Raw genomic sequence first — 17,866 nt, 5'->3', positions numbered from 1 at the left:
GCCCAGCAGCAGCACATTGCCGGCGGCGGCGGGCAAGCGCTGAGCGCAGGAACGCAGTTGCTCCATCACCGGCGCAGAGGCGGGCTCGGGGCGTTCTCCTGCGCCATGGGGACAGGCGGGAGGAGGCATTGCGGGGGGAAAGGTGGAAAAGGTCATCACGGTCTCCATGTCAGCTTTGGAAACCTGCCCAGGCGAGGCGAGGACAGGCACGTGACAAGGTGGCAAGACCGGTTCATTCCACAAAGACCGGCAGTCCAGAGGACTCCCTGCCACGGCCCGTCCCGAATGGGTACGGCGTGGCAGCAGACGTAACGGCGCCAAAGCGGAGCGTTGTGTCTGCGGTGGAATGATTAATAGGCTTGCCAGCCCTGCGCCGTGTGATTGGACACGACGCGGGACCAAGCCTAAACAGGCTGGCGAAGACCGTCAAGGGAGGACGCCGGCAGGAAACAGCGCTCGCGGGATAGCCGCAGGCCGGATCAGGGAGGGAGGTGTATGGATTGATCAATCCGCTGCATAAGCTCGGGACTGGCCTGCTTGCTGCACATGATGTAGCGCTTAAGCCCCTCGGGAATGTCCTTGAATGTCAATATCGTCAATTTTGTTGAATCGATTTCTTTTTTCTGCAGCAGAAATTTGTAATCCTCGACATCGATCAGCATATAGTCGGCACGCTGAGAGACGATCATTTGAGCCAGTTCGCCCGGTGTCACCGTCGAATCCATCACGGCGGCGGCGGCATGATCAATCATCGCATCCAATTCTGTGCCGTAAGACACGCCGGAAACTTTGCCAAGCTTGAATTCATGGCTGGCGAACAGCGCTTTTAACGTGCCCAATTTCTGGATGTTTTTCGCGGATTTGACGTTCGCCAATATCAGATGCGGCTTGTCTTGGTGAATGGCCGATGAAAACAAGGCAAAGGCCTCGCGCTCAGGGGTTTTATACCAGCCTGGGGAGCAAATCAATTTCTTATTGGCTTGAATATTACTGAGAATGCGTTTGGCAGGCACTTCTTCAAACTCCGCCGGCACGGCCGCGCGGTGTAAAATTTCAATGGTCCGCTCCAATAAAAAACCGGCCGGTTTTCCATTTTGGCTATAGCTGTAGGGCGGTTTGTCCCGATACTGCAGGGATAGAAGCTGCTCCGCCAAGCAGCTTGGCGCGCCCCCCAGCAATAAGAGGGTAAAAAGCAGCCGCTTAGCCACGAGTCCTCCAGAGGCATTCCGTAATGCAAGCGAGCATGACGCCTTGTGTCGTTTGAGCATGGGGGGCATAAGAACGTGGGCCGTTAAGCGGGATGGGCAGCGCCTTTGTCACAGGGCTTAAGGTCGAATCTTGTGAAGATAAAGATTTAAAACCGCTGTGATGGATCCACTATAGGATTATTTTGACCTGATGGCGGATTGGCGCCGGAGCCGGGACGCAAAAAACCCGCCGATTCACACCGGCGGGTTTGGTCTGCGGCAACGTCGCTTACAGCGCGGCCAGCGCGGCGTCGTAGTTCGGCTCTTCGCCGATCTCGGCCACCAGCTCGCTGTGCAACACCTTGTTGTCCTTGTCCAGCACCACCACCGCGCGGGCGGTCAGGCCGGCCAGCGGGCCGGAGGCCAGCTTGACGCCGTAGTCGGCGGCGAACTGCGGGTTGCGGAAGGTGGACAGGGTCACCACATTGTCGATGCCCTCGGCGCCGCAGAAGCGCTTCTGCGCAAACGGCAGGTCGGCGGAAACGCAGAGCACCACGGTGTCGGCCAGCTTGGCCGCACGTTCGTTGAACTTGCGCACCGACATCGCGCAGGTCGGCGTGTCCACGCTCGGGAAAATGTTCAGCACCTTGTTCTTGCCGGCGTAGTTGTCCAGTTTGACTTCGGCCAGGTCGGCGGAGGTCAGGGTCAGGGCCGGGGCTTGCTGGCCCTTGGCCGGCAGCGCGCCAGCCACTTCAACCGGATTGCCGCGCAGAGTAACGGTAGCCATGTGGGAATTCCTCATTTGGTTTCAGGGGGTGAATGCCTCCTAGTGTGCGGCAGCTTGGCTGAAATTCAACCCCTCCCAAAGTAGGGCCAAGCCGGTATTCAGATCCCGGGCCGGCTGCGCAGCCGCTCGGCACGGCCTCGCAGCCACTCCAGCGTCAGCAGCATCAGCACCGAAAACCCGATCAACAGCGTGGCCGCCGCGGCGATGGCGGGGCTGAGGTTTTCGCGTATGCCGCCGAACATCGCCCGCGGCAGCGTCGCCTGGCCCGGCCCGGCGACGAACAGCGTCACCACCACCTCGTCGAAGGAGGTGCCGAAGGCGAACAGCGCGCCGGAAATCACCCCCGGCGCGATCAGCGGCAGCGTCACCTTGAAGAACACCCGCAGCGGCGACGCGCCCAGGCTGGCGGCGGCCCGCACCAGATTGCGGTTGAAGCCCTGCAGCGTGGCACTGACGGTGATCACCACAAAGGGCACGCCCAGCGCCGCGTGCAGCAGCACCAGCGTCAGATAGCTGTTGTCCATGCCAAGGGGCGCGAAGAACAGATAGCCGGCCACGCCAACGATCACCACCGGCACCACCATGGGCGAGATCAACACCGCCATCAGCAGGCCCTTGCCGGGAAACTCGGCGCGGGTCAGACCGACGGCGGCCAGCGTGCCCAGCGTCATCGCCAGCACGGTGGCCAGCGGCGCGACGATCAGGCTGTTCTGCAAGGCGCGCATCCACTCCGCCGAGGAGAAGAACTCCTGATACCAGCGCAGGGAAAAGCCGCTGAGCGGATAGACCAGGAAGGCGCTGGCGTTGAAAGACAGCGGGATGATCACCAGCACCGGCAGCACCAGGAACAGCAGCGTCAGGCCGCCCAGCAGGCGGTGCAGGTAAAACCACAGCCGTTCTTCCGGCAAGGTGTGATGGCTTGGCATCGGTTTGGCTCTCCAGTATCGGTTGGGTCCAGGCGGCGGTTCAGCCCAGCCGCAGCCGTTCGCTGCCCACCAGCCGGTGGTAGACCGCGTACAGCAGCAAGGTGGCCGCCAGCAGCAGGCCGCCCAGCGCGGTGGCCATGCCCCAGTTGATGGTGGTGTTGGTGTAGAAGGCGACGAAATAGCTGACCATCTGGTCGTTGGGGCTGCCCAGCAAGGCCGGGGTGATGTAATAGCCTATGGACAGGATGAACACCAGCAGGCAGCCGGCGCCCACCCCGGCCACGGTCTGCGGCGCGTACACCCGCCAGAAGCCGGCGAAGGGGTGGCAGCCCAGCGAGATCGCCGCGCGCAGATAGCTGGGGGAGATGCCCTTCATCACGCTGTAGATGGGCAGAATCATGAAGGGCAGCAGGATGTGCACCATGGCGATGTAGACGCCGACGCGGTTGAACACCAGCTGCAACGGCTGCTCGATCAGGCCCAGGCTCAGCAAGGCGGCGTTGATCAGGCCGCCGGACTGCAGCAGCACGATCCAGGCGGCCACCCGCACCAGCACCGAGGTCCAGAACGGCAGCAGCACCATGATCATCAGCAGATTGCTGCGGCGCGTGGGCAGGCTGGCCAAGAGATAGGCCAGCGGATAGGCCAGCAGCAGGCACAGCGCGGTCACCACCAGGCTCATCCAGAACGTGCGGGCGAACACGCTCAGGTAAATGCCCTGATCCGGCATCGCGCGGCTGAGTTCGCCCAGGTCGTCGATGCGGTGATCCAGCGCCGCCAGCAGATAATACGGCGTGTAGGCGGACTGGTTGCGGCGTATCGCCAGCCAGTAGGCCGGGTCGCCCCAGCGTTCGTCCAGCTCGGTCAGCGCCTGCTTGAACGAGGCCGGCGCCGGCTCCAGCGGCAAGGCGCGCGAGGTCTTGCCCAGCAGACTGCGGTAGCCGGGCACCTCCATGTTCAGCCGCTTGCCCAGATCGCCCAGCGTCTGGCGCTCGCCGGCCAGCCGCACATCGTCGGCCAGCGCGCGGTAAGCCGCCTCCGGCGGCAGCGATTTGCCGTCCCAGGCCGCCAGCGCCCGCACCGTGCGCGGCAGCGAACCCGCCACTTCCGGGTTGTCCACGCTGCGCAACAGCAGCACGCCGATGGGCACGATGAAAGTCAGCAGCAAGAACAGCAGCAGCGGCGACACCAGCGCCAGCGACTTGAGCTTGCCCAGCCGCTCCGCCCGGGCCAACCGCGCCTTCAGAGGCCGCTCGTCCGGCGCGGACGCGCGGGAATGGGATACCGTGGAAGCCGTCATGGCCTTACTCCGTTATGGCCGCCGAAAGGCGGCCTCCGCTAAATGAAGGATGAGCGCTCTACTTCGCCGCCCAGGCGTTGAAACGCTGCTCCAGGTTCTCCGCGTGGTCGGCCCAGAACTCCAGATTGATCTTCAGCGCGTCCTTGATGTTCTGCGGCGCGGTCGGCAAATCCGGCAGCTCGTTCTTGTCCAGCAGCGGAATCGCCCGCTTGTTGCTGGGACCGTAGGCGATGTTCTGCGAATAAACCTTCTGGTTTTCCGGCTTGCTGGCGAAGGCGATGAACTGGTAAGCCTGGTCGCGCTTGGGCGTGCCCTTGGGAATCGACCAGTAATCGAAGTCGTAGAGATTGCCGTTCCACACCACTTTCAGGTTCTTGCCCTCCTTGCGCGCCACCGCGATGCGGCCGTTGAAGGCGGAGCTCATCACCACATCGCCGGAGGCCAGGTATTGCGGCGGCTGCGCGCCGGCCTCCCACCACTGCAGATAGGGCTTGATCTGGTCCAGCTTCTTGAAGGCGCGGTCCACGCCGGCCGGCGTGCCCAGTGCCGGATAGACGTCCTTGGCGGCCACGCCGTCGGCCAGCAGCGCAATCTCCAGCGTGCCCTTGGCGCCCTTGCGCAGGCCGCGCTTGCCGGGGAATTTCTTCAGGTCCCAGAAATCCTTCCAGCCGGCCGGCGCGGTCTTCAGCTTGTCGGCGTTGTAGGCCAGCGCGGTGGACCAGACGAAGATGCCGATGCCGCAAGGCTGGGCCGCGCCGGGCACGAAGTCGGCCTTATTGCCGATGCGCGCGTAATCCAGCCGCTCCAGCAGGCCTTCGTCGCAGCCGCGCACCAATTCCGGCGACTCCACTTCCAACACGTCCCAGGACACGCTCTTGGTGTCCACCATGGCCTTGAGCTTGGCCATTTCGCCGTTGTATTCGCCGCTGACCAGCTTGAGCCCGCTGCTCTTCTGGAAGGGCGCGTAATAGGCCTTGGCCTGGGCGTCCTTGTTGGCGCCGCCGTAGGAAATCACCGTCAAATCCTTGGCCGAAGCCGCGCCGGCCAAAGCCAGCACGGCGCCCAGCAGCATGCATTTTTGTTTAAACGCCATCCTCATTCTCCTTGTTGACTGCATCGTGACGCCGGCCAGGCCGGCGTGGCTTTCAAAACCAACCATCAGCGCAGGGCCCAGGCATTGAAGCGCTGCTCCAGGCTTTCGCCGTGATCGGCCCAAAACTCTATATCCACCTTCAAGGCATTCCTCATGTTCTGCGGCGCGGTGGGCAGCTCCGACATTTCCGCTTTGTCCAGCAGCGGCAAGGCTTTCTTATTGCTGGGTCCGTAGCTGATGTTCTGGGAATACACTTTCTGGTTTTCCGGCTTGCTGGCGAAGGCGATGAAGCGGTAAGCGGCGTCCTTGTTGGGCGAGCCCTTGGGAATGGCCCAGGAGTCGAAGTCGTACAGGCTGCCGTCCCAGACGATTTTCAGTTTCTTGCCCTCTTTCTGCGCCGCGGCGATGCGGCCGTTGTAGGCGGAACTCATCACCACATCGCCGGAGGCCAGGTATTGCGGCGGTTGCGCGCCGGCTTCCCACCACTGGATATGCGGCTTGAGCTGGGCCAGCTTCTTGAAGGCGCGCTCCACGCCGGCCGGCGTGGCCAGCAGGCGATACACGTCCTTGGCGGCAACGCCGTCGGCCAGCAGAGCGATCTCCAAAGTGTATTTGGCGCCCTTGCGCATGCCGCGCTTGCCGGGATAACGCTTCACGTCCCAGAAATCGGCCCAGCCGCGCGGCGCGGTCTTGAGTTTGTCCGCGTTGTAAGCCAGCGCGGTGGACCAGACCAGGGTGCCGATGCCGCAGGCTTGGGCCGCGCCCGGCAGGAAATCCGCCTTATTGCCGATGCGCGCGTAATCCAGCCGCTCGAACAGCCCTTCGTCACAGCCGCGCGCCAGCTCCGGCGATTCGACTTCCAGCACGTCCCAGGACACGCTCTTGGTGTCCACCATGGCCTTGAGCTTGGCCATTTCGCCGTTGTACTCGCCGGCCAGGATCTTGATGCCGGTGGCTTGCTGAAACGGCTGGTAATAGGCCTTGGTCTGCGCCGCCTTGCTGGCGCCGCCAAAGGAAATCACGGTCAGATCCCGGGCCTGGGCGGCGCCGGCCAATGCCAGCGCGGCGCCCAGCAGGATGAACCCTTGTCCAACTGCCATCCTCATTCTCCTTATTGGCTGCATCGTGACGCCGGCCAGGCCGGCGCGGCTTTCAAAACCGACCATCAACGCAGGGCCCAGGCATTGAAGCGCTGCTCCAGGCTTTCGCCGTGATCGGCCCAAAAGTTGGAATCCACCCGTACCGCGCTTTGCAGATTTGCCGGCGCGGTGGGCAGTTCCAGTTGTCGCGCCGGCGCCAACAACGCCATCGCCTGGCGATTGATCGGGCCATAGGCCATCTGTCGCGAATACGCCGCCTGGGCTTCCGGCCGGCTGGCGAAAGCGATGAAACGCCTTGCCGCCGCGCCCTGTTGCGCGCCCTTGGGGATGGCCCAGTAGACAAAGTCATACAGGCTGCCGTCCCAAACTATCTTCAGATTCCGGCCCTCTTGCTGGGCCGAGGCGATGCGGCCGTTGTAGGCCGAGCTCATCGCCACGTCGCCGGAGGCCAGGTATTGCGGCGGCTGCGCGCCGGCCTCCCACCACTGGATGTAAGGTTTGAGCTGGGCCAGCTTCTTGAAGGCGCGCTCCACGCCGGCCGGCGTGGCCAGCAGGCGATACACGTCCTTGGCGGCAACGCCGTCGGCCAGCAGAGCGATCTCCAAAGTGTATTTGGCGCTCTTGCGCATGCCACGCTTGCCCGGGTAGCGCTTCACATCCCAGAAATCGGCCCAGCCGCGCGGCGCGGTCTTCAGCTTGTCCGCGCTGTAAGCCAGCACATTGGACCAGACGAAGAGGCCGATGCCGCAGGGTTGCAGCGCGCCATCAACCACCTCTGCGCGTGCGCCGGCCAGCGCCGGGTCCAGCTTTTCGAACAAGCCTTCGTCGCAGCCCCGCGCCAGTTCCGGCGCTTCCACCTCCAGCACGTCCCAGGACACGCTCCGCGCCGCCACCATCGCCTTGACCTTGGCCATTTCGCCGTTGTACTCGCCGGCCAGCACCTTGATGCCGGTGGCGCGCTGGAAGGGCTGGTAATAGGCCTGAACCTGGGCCGCCTGGTTGGCGCCGCCGAATGAGACGATGGTCAGCGCCTGCGCCTGACTGGCCGCCAGCGCGGCGCAAGCCAGAAGCAAGGATTTACCGTGTATCGCCATGACCCCTACCTCCTTTACGTCAACGCCGCTTGCCCGCTGGCCGGGCCGCGGCAGCCGCCCGTCCCGGTCAAAGTTTGTAGCCGGGATCGAGCCGGTCCAGCAGGCGCAGCAGCGCCGCCCAGGCCAGGTCGACGAACCTATCGTCCTTCAGCTCCCGCTCGCCCACCTCGCGCTCCGGCTCGTTGAACTGGCGCTCGGTCCGCCGGCAAACCGCCACGGACGGCAGGCGCAAGGCTCCGGCCGCCTGCGCGCTCAGCTGGATATCGCAGGCCTTCTCCAGGTAGTACATGCGCAGGAAAGCCTGCTTGACCGTCTCCCCCACGGTCAGCAAGCCGTGGTTGCGCAGGATCAGCACCGGCTTGTCGCCCAGATCCCGCACCAGGCGCGCCTGCTCGTTGAGGTCCAGGGCGATGCCTTCGTAATCGTGGTACGCCGCCTTCCCGTAGAACTCCATCGACATCTGGTTCACCGGCAACAAGCCCTCCGCCAGCGCCGCCACCGCGCAGCCGGCCCGGGTATGGGTATGCAGCACGCACTGGGCATCCGGTCTTGCCGAGTGGATGGCGCTGTGGATGACGAAACCGGCCGGATTGACCAGGGCGTCGTTCTCGTCCAGCGCCCGGCCGTCGAGACCGATCTTGACCAGGCTGGACGCGGTGATTTCGTCGAACATCAGCCCGTAGGGATTGATCAGGAAATGGTGTTCCGGTCCTGGCAAGCGCACCGAGATATGCGTCGAGATCAGATCGCTCATGCGAAAGTGCGCGATCAGCCGATAACAGGCCGCCAGTTCTCGACGTAGTTGCCGCTCCCCTTCCAACTTCACGGGCTGGGCGGCTTGCTGCGGGGCAGGGCTGAGCTTTGCTGAGCGTTCCATCATGACCTCGGTGTGTTGTGCATCCGCCCCCATCCGGGGGGCCAACTGGCGACGCCGGCGGGCGCCGCGGCAACCGCGCTTACTTGGACTTGGCCACCCAGGCGTTGAAGCGCTGCTCGAGCTCCTCGCTCCTGTCCACCCAAAACGCCGTGTCCTCGCTCAGCGCCACCGCGAGATTCCGCGGCGAGGTCGGCAGGTCCCGGCTCCTTGTCGCGTCCAGCATCTGGATCGCCTTGCGGTGGGTGACGCCGTAATCGATGGTGTCGGCATAGACTTTCTGATTGGCCGGCTGCGTGGCGAAGCGGATGAACTTCAGCGCGTCGTCCTTGCGCGGGCTGCCCTTGGGAATCGCCCAGTAGTCGTAGTTGTAAACCGAGCCGTTCCAGACCGCCTTCAGGTTCTTGCCTTCCTTCCTCGCTTCGGAAATGCGGCCGTTGTAGGCCGAGCTCATCACCACATCGCCCGAAACCAGAAACTGCGGCGGCTGGGAGCCGGCTTCCCACCACTGGATGTTCGGCCTGAGCTGGTCCAGCTTGCGGAAGGCCCGATCGACGCCCGCCGGCGTGGCCAGCACCTTGTAAACGTCCTTCGGGGCGACGCCGTCCGCCATCAGCGCGAACTCCAGATTGTCCTGCGCGCCCTTGCGCAGACCGCGCTTGCCCGGGAAGGTCTTCACGTCCCAGAAATCCTTCCAGCCGGCCGGCGCCGTTTTCAGCTTGTCGGCGTTGTAGGCCAGGACGATGGACCAGACGTTCATGCCTATCCCGCAGCTTTGCACCGCGCCGGCGAGAAAATCCGCGGGCTTGCCGATCTTGCTGTAATCCAGCTTTTCGAACAGGCCTTCGTCGCAGCCGCGCGCCAGCGCCGCCGGCTCGACCTCAACCACGTCCCACGACACGCTGCGGCTATCGACCATGGCCTTGATCTTGGCCATCTCGCCGTTGTATTCCGCCCCGATCACCTTGATGCCGGTCTCCCGCTGGAAGGGGCGGTAATACGCCTTGTCCTGGGCGGACTTTCCCGCGCCGCCGAACGAGATCACGGTCACAGCGGCAGCCATGGCTTGGCCCGCGAAAGCCAAACCCAGGGCCGTGACGGCCAGCTTGATGCTTGCAGACATTCCAGGTCCTCCTGTGCAAAGGGCGCGGCGTCGCGCCTTGCTATTCGTGAACCAGCGGATCGAGCGCGCGCACATGCTCCACCTGCCAGCCCAGCGGCACCACGTCGCCGACGGCGAGCGTGGCGTCCAGTTCGGCGATGGCTTGTTTGACGAAGAAGTTGGGCTTGCCGCACACCTCCATGCGCACGCGCACGTGGTCGCCCAGGTAGATGAATTCGGCCACCCGGCCGGAGAAGCGGTTGTCGCAGCGCTCGCTATGGCCGTTGAGCAGGATGCGTTCGGGGCGGATGGACAGCGACACCGGGCTGCCGGCCTCGCCCACCTTCACCGCCAGCGCCGTCACCCTTTCGCCGCGCTCCAGTTCCACCAGGCAGCGCTCGCCGTCCTGGCTCAGCAGGGTGCCTGGCAAGCGATTGTTCTCGCCGATGAAGTTGGCGACGAAGGCGTTGTCCGGCCGCTCGTAGAGCTGGGCCGGCGCGTCGATCTGCTGGATTTCGCCCTGATGGAACACCGCCACCCGGTCCGACATGGTCAGCGCCTCGCCCTGATCGTGGGTGACGTAGACCACGGTGACGCCCAGCCGCTGATGCAGATGCTTGATCTCCATCTGCATGTGTTCGCGCAATTGCTTGTCCAGCGCGCCCAGCGGTTCGTCCATCAGCACCAGCTGCGGCTCGAACACCAGCGCGCGCGCCAGCGCCACCCGCTGCTGCTGGCCGCCCGACATCTGGCCCGGATAGCGGCCGGCGAAGGCGTCCAGCTGCACCATGGCCAGCGCCCGCTTCACCTTGTCCTGGATGTCCGCCTTGGACACCCCGCGCACCGACAGCGGGAAGGCCAGGTTTTCCGCCACCGTCATGTGCGGGAACAAGGCGTAGTTCTGGAACACCATGCCGATGTTGCGCTTGTGCGGCGGCACCCGGTTGAGGGAGCGGCCGGCCAGCTGGATCTCGCCGCCGGTGGGGGTTTCGAAACCGGCCAGCATCATCAGGCTGGTGGTCTTGCCGGAGCCGGACGGCCCCAGCAGGGTGAGGAATTCGCCGCGGCGGATGTCCAGGTTCAGGTTTTTGACGATGAGGTTTTCGCCGTCATAGCTTTTCTGGACGTTGAGGAAGCGGACAAGCACATCGCTGGCTGCGGACATGGCGGCGACACCTGAAAGTGAATGCGTACGCCAACCATGCTAGGGAGCGCGGCGCGCGCCCGCCATCGGCGGGCGGCGGATTTTGCCGTCGGGATAAACGGCGCGCGCTGTAGGGAAATTCTTAGTGCGCCGCAGCAGTCACGCGCGTTAAAACAGCTGGTGCTCGATCGCGTAGCGCACCAAATCCGCCAGAGACTGCGCGCGCAGCTTCTGCATCAGCCTGACCTTGTGGGTGCTGACGGTTTTGGCGCTGATCGCCAGCAGCTGCGCCACCTCGTTGACGTTGGCCCCCTGCGCCAGGCGCTGGAACACCTGGAACTCGCGCTCGGACAACTGGGCGTGCGGCGGCCTCTCGTCGCTGAGATTGACTTCGAACACCAGCCGGTCCGCCAGTTGCGGGTCGATGTAGCGGCCGCCGCCGGCCACCTTGCGGATCGCGGTCAGCAGCAGCGCCGGATCGCTGTCCTTGGTGGCGTAGCCGGCGGCGCCGGCCTTGAGCGCGCGCGCCGCCATCTGCACCTCGTCGTGCATGGACAGCACCAGAATGGCCGGCGGCTGCGCCAGCGCCCGCAAGCGCGGAATCACGTCCAGGCCGCTCAGGCCCGGCATGGAAATATCCAGCAGCAGCACATCGCAGGCGGCGGCGCGCAAGGCGTCGAACACCGCGGCGCCGTGGGCGGCTTCGCCGACCACTTGCAAATCGTCGGCCAGGCCGATCAACTGCTTGATGCCTTCGCGCACGATGGTGTGGTCTTCCGCCACAATCACTCGAATCATGTCTTCTCCTCCCCTTCATCCGGCCGCAAAGGCAGCCGGGCCGTCAAACTGCAGCCCAGTCCCGGCGAGCTGGCCACGTCCAGGCCGCCGCCGAACATCAGCAGGCGCTCGCGCATGCCCACCAGGCCGTAGGAGCTGCCCGCTTCCCCCGGCCGCCGCTCGAAGCCTTTGCCGTCGTCGATAATGCTCAGCACCAGTTCTCCCGGCAAGGCCTGCAAGTGCAGCGTCACCGTGTGAGCCTCGGCGTGGCGCATCACATTGGTCAGCGCCTCCTGCAATACCCGGAACAGGCCCACCGCCTTGGCGTCGTCCAGGCGCAGCGGCGTGTCCGGCACCAGCACCAGACAGGGTATGCCGCTGCGGGCTTCGAAGCGGCGCGCCTGCCATTCCACCGCCGAGGCCAGGCCCGCGTCCAGGATGGGCGGCCGCAGCGCGGTGGCCACGTCGCGGACCAGGGCGAAGGTCTGGGCGATCAGCTTCTTGATGCTGGCCAGCCGCTCCGCCGCCGCGCCCTCCGGCCGCCCCAGGCTCAGTTCCAGCATCGAGGTTTCCAGCTTGAGCACGGTCAGCACCTGGCCCAGTTCGTCGTGCACCTCGCGCGCGATATGGGCTTTTTCCTCCTCGCGCACCGTTTCGAGGTGGGCGGCCAGGTCGCGCAGCATGGCGCGCGACGCGCTCAGCTCCAGTTCATTGCGCTTGCCGGCGCTGATATCCCACAGGATGCCATCCCACACCATGCCCGTCGCGCCGTGGCGGCGGGCGCTGGCGCGCAGATCGGCCCAGCGCTCCGCGCCGTCCCGGGTCAGAATCCGGCCCTGCCAGCTCCAGTCGCGCTGCTCGCGCCAGGCGGCTTGCCAGCTGTCGCGCAGCGCCGCGGCGTCCTCAGGGTGCGCCAGCGCTTGCAAGCCCTCCGGCCGCGCCAGCAAGTCCGCGGCCGGGTAGCCGGTCAGCGCCAGGCTGGCCTCGCTGACGAAGGCCAGCCGCGGGTCTTCCGCCGCGTCGGCGCGCTCCAGCCGGAACACCAGGCCCGGCACATTGCCGGCAATGCCCTTGAAACGCGCCTCGCTCTCCCGCAGGGCGGCGCGCGCCTGCCGCTTTTCGGTGACGTCGTGCATAAAGGCCACCAGGTAGTCGGCGCCGCCGAAGCGCAGAAAACTGAGCGAGACGTCCAGCGGCAGGCTGCCGCCGTCGGCGCGCAGGCTATCGGTTTCAAACTGCAGCAGGCCCCGGCTCCGCGCCCGGCCCCACAAGTCCAGCCAGCCGTCCATGTCCAAGCCCGGCTGGAAGCGAGACAGCGGCTGCCCCACCGCCTCCGCCTCCGCGCACCCCAGCATCGCCAGCGCGGCCTGATTGGCGTAACGCAGCCGGCCTTCCCAGTTCAGCCACAGAATGCCCACCGTGCTGTGATCCACCGAGAACTGGGTCAGCCGCAAGGCCTCGGCGCCGGCTTCCCGCTGGGCCAGCGCCTGCCGCGCCGCCGCCAGCGCTTGCCGCGACTGCCGCTGCTGCCGGCCCTGCCACAGCAGCGCGCCGGCCAAGAGCAGGATGAGCAGCAGCGAAACCTGGCTCAGCCTGCGCCAAAACGGCAGGCTGTCGGCCAGCGGCGTCGGCTCCGCCTGCACCCAGCGCGTGTAGAGATGGCCGCGCTGCGAGGCCGGCAGCGCGCTCAAGGCCCGGTCCAGCAGCATCGCCAGCTGCGGCCAGTCCTGCCGCGACGCCACCCGCAACAGCCGGGTGGCGCCGCTGTCGCCCACCGCGCGCAAGTGCGAGAATTCCGGCTCGCGCAGCAGCTGGTTCAGCTGCGCCTCGTCCACCACCGCGTAATCCGCCCGCTGCTGCTGCACCTGCTGCAGCGCGTTGCGGTCCGAGCCGGCCGGCAAGCGCCGCAAGGCCGGATAATTGGCGATCAGAAAGGCCGCCGCCGCGCCCGGTTCGAGCACCGCCACCCGCGCGCTGTCCGGCAGCTGTTCCAGTTCCAGCGCCGCCGCCGGCTCGCCGCGCCCGACCAGTTTGTAGGGGATGCGCAGGAAGGGGCCGGAAAACAGCCAGTAACGCAAGCCGGCCGGGGTTTGTTCCAGGCCGGGCGCGACATCCACCCGCCCCGCCCGCGCCGCCGCGCTCAACTGCGTCTTGTTCGGATAGAAGGTCCAGGCCAGTTTGAGGCCCAATTCGGCGGCCAGCCGGTTCATCAGTTCCACATGCGCGCCGCTCAGCGCCTGCCGGCGCGCGTCCAGCACCGCGTACGGCGCTTGCGGCACCACGCCCACCCGCAGCACCGGGTGCCGGCTCAGCCAGTCCCGCTCCGCCGTCGACAGGCTCAGCGCCCAGCTCGCCGGCGCCAGCCATAGCGCCGCCCATCCCGCCATCCACAATAAGGCTCTCAATGCGTCTCTCCGGCGCGCCGGACGGCGCGCATGCCACCATACTGTGGCAGCGCGGCGACGCTGTCTAAAAAATCAAACACAAAGCGGGAAAGTCTGTGGCAAGCAACGCAGGCGACCGGCCTGGCGGGACGGCGACGGGAGGATTGAGAACGCGGGCAGACGCGGCGACGGTCCGGAGAATGGTCCCAGGCTTCGAAAATGCGCCGCCGCCGGCCGGAAAACGCGAATTGCTCTGCATCGCCGGCGGCGACATCAGTATACTGTGACGCTATTCGAAAAATTGTCGAAAATACTAAGCAGAGGCCGACAAGGGCACGCCACCGAGGTTACAGGCATGGATATTGGATTACGCGTCAAACAAGTGCGCGAGCACTTCGCGCTGTCTCAACGCGAGCTGGCGAAACGGGCCGGCATGGCCAACGCCACCATCTCGCTGATAGAACAGAACCGGGTCAGCCCGTCCATCAGTTCGCTATTGAAGCTGATTCAGGGTTTCCCCATGACGCTGACCGAATTCCTGACCTTTGGCGAACCGCCGCCCAGCGACCCTTACACCTTCCGCCGCGAACAACAGCCGGATCTGGGCCGCGACGGCCTGAAGCTGCTGATCATCGGCGCGTCCAATCCCAATCGCCAGATGCGCATGCTGCGCGAGCTGTATTCGCCGGGCGCGGACACCGGCAAGGAAATGATCACCCATCCGGAAGGCGAGGAATGCGGCGTGGTGGTGCGCGGCAGCGTGGAGCTGACCGTGGACGGCCACATCAGCATCCTCTCCGCCGGGGACGGCTATTACTTCCCCAGCACCCTGCCGCACAAATTCCGCAATATCGGGCCGGACGAGGCGGAGATCATCAGCGCCAACACCCCGGCCAACTTCTGATAATCCGTTTACGATCCGCTGCGCGTCGAGGACGCCTTACACGGTGAGTACCGCTTCGAAATGCTCATCTACCGTATGGCCATTCCGCGTTCTCGGCCGCTTTCGCCTTGTCTCGCCTTGGCTCGCGAGATCGTAAACAGGCTCTAAGGCCGGGTCAGGCCCGGCCCATCCCCGCCAAAGCCTGCCGTCCCAGCCGCTGCGGCAGCAGGCTGCCGGCCACCATGCCGACAATGCTGAAACCCAGGCCCACCAGCTGCGGCGGCCAGAACGGATCCGCCGGGCCGAACCAGTCCAGCGCCAGCCAGCTGCCCAGGCCCAGCGCGATGGCCAGCAAGGCGCCCTGCGGCGTGGAACGCTTCCAGAACAGACCGGCGAACAGCGGCGCCACCGCCGACACCAGCGTCACCTTGTAGGCGTTGCCCACCATCTCGTAGATGGTGGCGTCGGACAAGAGCGCGAACACCGTGGTGACGATGGCCAGGCCCACCACGGTCAGCCGCATCGCCAGCAGGAACTGGCGGTCCGACATCACCGGGATGAAACGGCTGAGCACGTTCTCGGTAAAGGTCACCGACGGCGCCAGCAAGGTGCCGGACGCGGTGGACATGATGGCGGACAGCAGCGCGCCGAAGAACATCACCTGCGCGAACAGCGGCGTGCGCTCCAGGATCAGGCTGGGCAGAATCATCTGCGCGTCCTGCTGCATCCAGCGGCTCACCATGGTCGGATCGATCAGCGTGGCGGCGAAGCCGATGAAGATGGGCAGCATGCAGAAGGTCAGATACAGGCCGCCGCCGACGATGGACGCGCGCGCGGCGACGTTCTCGTTCTTGGCCGACATCACCCGCTGGAAGATATCCTGCTGCGGAATGGAGCCCAACATCATGGTCAGCAAGGCGCCGACGAAGCCGACCACGTCCTTGGGCGCCATGCTGGGAATCATGGTGAACTTGTCCTGCGCCGCCGCGTGCTGCAACACCTTGACCGGGCCGCCGGCCATGTCGCCGATCAGCCAGGTCAGATAAAGCAGGCCGGCGACGATCACCGTCATCTGGAAAAAGTCGGTCAGCGCCACCGACCACATGCCGCCGAACAGCGTGTACACCAGCACGATGCCCGCGCCCAGCAACATGCCGGCGTTGGCGCTGATCGCGCCCTGGGACAGCACGTTGAACACCACGCCCAGCGCGGTCAGCTGCGCCGCCACCCAGCCCAGGTAGGAGGCGATGATGCACAGCGACACGAACAGCTCCACATTGCGGCCGAAGCGCTGCTTGTAGAAATCGCCTATGGTCAGCAGATTGAGCCGGTACAGCGGCCGCGCGAACAACAGGCCCACCAGCACCAGGCACATCGAGGAGCCGAACGGGTCTTCGACGATGCCGGCGAAGCCCTTGTCGATGAAGGTGGCCGGAATGCCCAGCACCGCCTCCGAGCCGAACCAGGTGGCGAACACCATGGCGGTGACGATGGGAAACGGCAGGCTGCGGCCGGCCACGGCGAAATCGCGGGCGTTGCGCACCCGGGTGGCGGCGTAGAGGCCGATGCCCACGGACAGCAGCAGATAGACGACGACGAAGCCAATCAACATGGGAAGGATATTCCTCTTCTTCTGGCGGCGCGCGCACGCGCCAAAACGGCGGCCCAAAAGCAAGAGGCCGGCGGGGGTGCCTGACACCCCGCCAGCCTCTCTCAATTCCTGAAAACCCTGATATCTTGCCTTTGCCATCAAGGGTTTGGGGGGCGATGATAACGCAGCTTTTTCCCGCTGTGTACCCATCGCCGGGCAGTTTTTTCACACCCGCCCCAATTTGCCCGAATGTCATTGCCGGCGCGCCGCCGCCCGCCGGTATTTTCCGCCGCCCGCCCGTCGGCCAAGCCGGATTTCCACGCCCGTTTTCAGCGGGCCGGACGGCCGGCGCTCAGTCCCCCCAGTCCTCGATGAACAGCGCCTCTTGCTCCACCTTGCACTGCTTCTCCTGCATCTCCATCGCCAGGCCGTGCAGCAAGGGCGGCAGGCCGCCGCCCATCAGGCGCGCCAGCTGCGCCTGCTCCGCCTCGCTCAAGGGCTGGGCGCCGTTGGCCAGGGTCAGTTGCTCCGGCTGCATCCGCCACGGCGACCACGGCCGTCCGGCCTGCTCCGCCACCTGGCCGGCGGCCATGGCGACGGCGATGCCGGACGGGGCCAGGTCGCAGGCGATCTGCACCGGCACCCGCAGCAGGGTCAATAAATGGCGCACCGCCTCGCGCCAGCGCTGATGCGGCTGGCCCGGCACCCAGATGGTCAGCACCGGCAGCGCCTGCTGGCTCAGCGTCTGAAACACGCTGAGATTCTCCACGATGCGCACGCTGCGGATCGCGCCCTCCACCGCGCTCACGCTCATCAAGGCCTCCGGCCCCAGGGCCACGCCTTGTTGCAGCAAGGCGGCGGACAGCAGGCACTGCTGCCCGGCCCACAGGCCCAGCGGCCCGGACAAGAAGACGTGCGGGGTGTGACGGGCGATGCCGCAGGCTTCCAGATCGATGCCGAATTCCGCCAGCCATTGCCGGTCCGCCGCGCCGAAGGCTTTGCTGCGCCCCAGCGCGCGCTGCGAAAACTGGCGCTCGGTGCCCCAGCAGCCGTCCAGCAGCCATTGGTCCAGCGCCTGGGCCAGCTTCAGCCGGCGCTCCAGCGTGGAGGATTGCAGATGCGGGCTCAGGCTTTCCGCCAAGCCCAACAGCAGCGGATGGCGCGGCTGCCAGCCGCGCCACAGCTCCACCACCTCGGTCTGGGGCCGCGCGTCGGCCATGCCCAGCAAATGGCGCAGGCCGTACATGTCCAGCCATTGCACCCAGAACGGTTCCAGCTGACTGAGGCGCAGGCCGGTTTCGGCGTGCAGCTCCACCTCGCACCAGCCGGCCTCCAAGAGCCGGCGCAGCAGGTTCGCCGCCAGGGCGTGACTGTCCGCCAGCGCGAGCAGGCTGCTCCAGCGCATGCGATTGCGGCGCGATTTGAGCCAGCCGTCCACCAGTTCCTGCTCCTCCTGGCTCAGCAACAGCGGCTGCGGCGCGGCCTGCGGCGTCAGCAGCAGATTATGGCCGCGCGCGCCCAGCGGGGTGCGGCGAACGGAATCGGGATCGATCTGGGACAACCAATGCGACATAGCGGGCGACTCGGTGAAAAGGCGGATGAGGAATAGACCATTTTTCCGCCA

At 65.7% G+C, this 17,866-nt stretch carries 15 protein-coding genes; 1 reads left to right on the top strand and 14 read right to left on the bottom strand.

Annotated elements, in window-relative coordinates; all coding sequences use genetic code 11:
* Nucleotides 1-479: 479 nt before the first annotated feature.
* From NK214_RS20735 to NK214_RS20680, 12 genes are all read right to left on the bottom strand, one after another.
* Nucleotides 480-1,208, bottom strand: a complete 729-nt coding sequence (locus NK214_RS20735; protein ID WP_227106609.1) for an ABC transporter substrate-binding protein — start codon at nt 1,206-1,208, stop codon at nt 480-482.
* Between the two features lie 268 nt (nt 1,209-1,476).
* Entirely contained in the window at nt 1,477-1,974 is a 498-nt protein-coding gene (gene tpx / locus NK214_RS20730; protein ID WP_043594076.1) for a thiol peroxidase, read from the bottom strand.
* Between the two features lie 98 nt (nt 1,975-2,072).
* Entirely contained in the window at nt 2,073-2,900 is an 828-nt protein-coding gene (locus NK214_RS20725) for an ABC transporter permease (protein WP_107797954.1), read from the bottom strand.
* Between the two features lie 40 nt (nt 2,901-2,940).
* On the bottom strand, nt 2,941-4,200 hold the full coding sequence (locus NK214_RS20720; RefSeq protein WP_253315382.1) for an ABC transporter permease: 1,260 nt from the start codon (nt 4,198-4,200) through the stop codon (nt 2,941-2,943).
* Between the two features lie 58 nt (nt 4,201-4,258).
* Entirely contained in the window at nt 4,259-5,293 is a 1,035-nt protein-coding gene (locus NK214_RS20715; RefSeq protein WP_253315381.1) for an ABC transporter substrate-binding protein, read from the bottom strand.
* A 65-nt stretch (nt 5,294-5,358) separates the two neighbouring features.
* Complete coding sequence (locus NK214_RS20710) at nt 5,359-6,393, bottom strand: ABC transporter substrate-binding protein (RefSeq protein WP_253315380.1); 1,035 nt, start codon at nt 6,391-6,393, stop codon at nt 5,359-5,361.
* 65 nt (nt 6,394-6,458) lie between these two features.
* A complete protein-coding gene (locus tag NK214_RS20705) occupies nt 6,459-7,487 on the bottom strand; it encodes an ABC transporter substrate-binding protein (protein ID WP_253315379.1) in 1,029 nt (342 codons plus the stop codon).
* Between the two features lie 67 nt (nt 7,488-7,554).
* Nucleotides 7,555-8,364, bottom strand: a complete 810-nt coding sequence (locus tag NK214_RS20700) for a class II aldolase/adducin family protein (protein ID WP_253315378.1) — start codon at nt 8,362-8,364, stop codon at nt 7,555-7,557.
* 79 nt (nt 8,365-8,443) lie between these two features.
* Nucleotides 8,444-9,484, bottom strand: a complete 1,041-nt coding sequence (locus NK214_RS20695) for an ABC transporter substrate-binding protein (protein WP_253315377.1) — start codon at nt 9,482-9,484, stop codon at nt 8,444-8,446.
* 40 nt (nt 9,485-9,524) lie between these two features.
* Nucleotides 9,525-10,628 carry an ABC transporter ATP-binding protein gene (locus NK214_RS20690; RefSeq protein ID WP_107797948.1) on the bottom strand — a complete coding sequence of 368 codons (1,104 nt, stop codon included), beginning with the start codon at nt 10,626-10,628 and terminating at the stop codon, nt 9,525-9,527.
* Between the two features lie 147 nt (nt 10,629-10,775).
* Nucleotides 10,776-11,405 carry a response regulator transcription factor gene (locus tag NK214_RS20685; RefSeq protein ID WP_107797947.1) on the bottom strand — a complete coding sequence of 210 codons (630 nt, stop codon included), beginning with the start codon at nt 11,403-11,405 and terminating at the stop codon, nt 10,776-10,778.
* Entirely contained in the window at nt 11,402-13,789 is a 2,388-nt protein-coding gene (locus NK214_RS20680; protein WP_253315376.1) for a PAS domain S-box protein, read from the bottom strand. The genes NK214_RS20685 and NK214_RS20680 overlap by 4 nt, the downstream gene beginning before the upstream one ends.
* Nucleotides 13,790-14,123: 334 nt before the next feature.
* Between NK214_RS20680 and NK214_RS20675 the strand changes: the two genes are divergently transcribed.
* On the top strand, nt 14,124-14,672 hold the full coding sequence (locus NK214_RS20675) for a cupin domain-containing protein (protein ID WP_107797945.1): 549 nt from the start codon (nt 14,124-14,126) through the stop codon (nt 14,670-14,672).
* 154 nt (nt 14,673-14,826) lie between these two features.
* On the opposite strand, the gene NK214_RS20670 is transcribed toward NK214_RS20675, so the two are convergent.
* Nucleotides 14,827-16,263 carry a sodium:solute symporter family protein gene (locus tag NK214_RS20670; RefSeq protein ID WP_227106598.1) on the bottom strand — a complete coding sequence of 479 codons (1,437 nt, stop codon included), beginning with the start codon at nt 16,261-16,263 and terminating at the stop codon, nt 14,827-14,829.
* A gap of 331 nt (nt 16,264-16,594) precedes the next feature.
* A complete protein-coding gene (locus NK214_RS20665) occupies nt 16,595-17,815 on the bottom strand; it encodes a DUF2399 domain-containing protein (protein ID WP_107801597.1) in 1,221 nt (406 codons plus the stop codon).
* Between the last annotated feature and the right edge of the window lie 51 nt (nt 17,816-17,866).

The organism is Chromobacterium sp. S0633, from assembly GCF_024158805.1.
Taxonomy (GTDB): Bacteria; Pseudomonadota; Gammaproteobacteria; order Burkholderiales; family Chromobacteriaceae; genus Chromobacterium.
The sequence above is the reverse complement of the archived record's forward strand: the minus strand, read 5'-3'. Positions and strand labels throughout refer to the sequence as shown.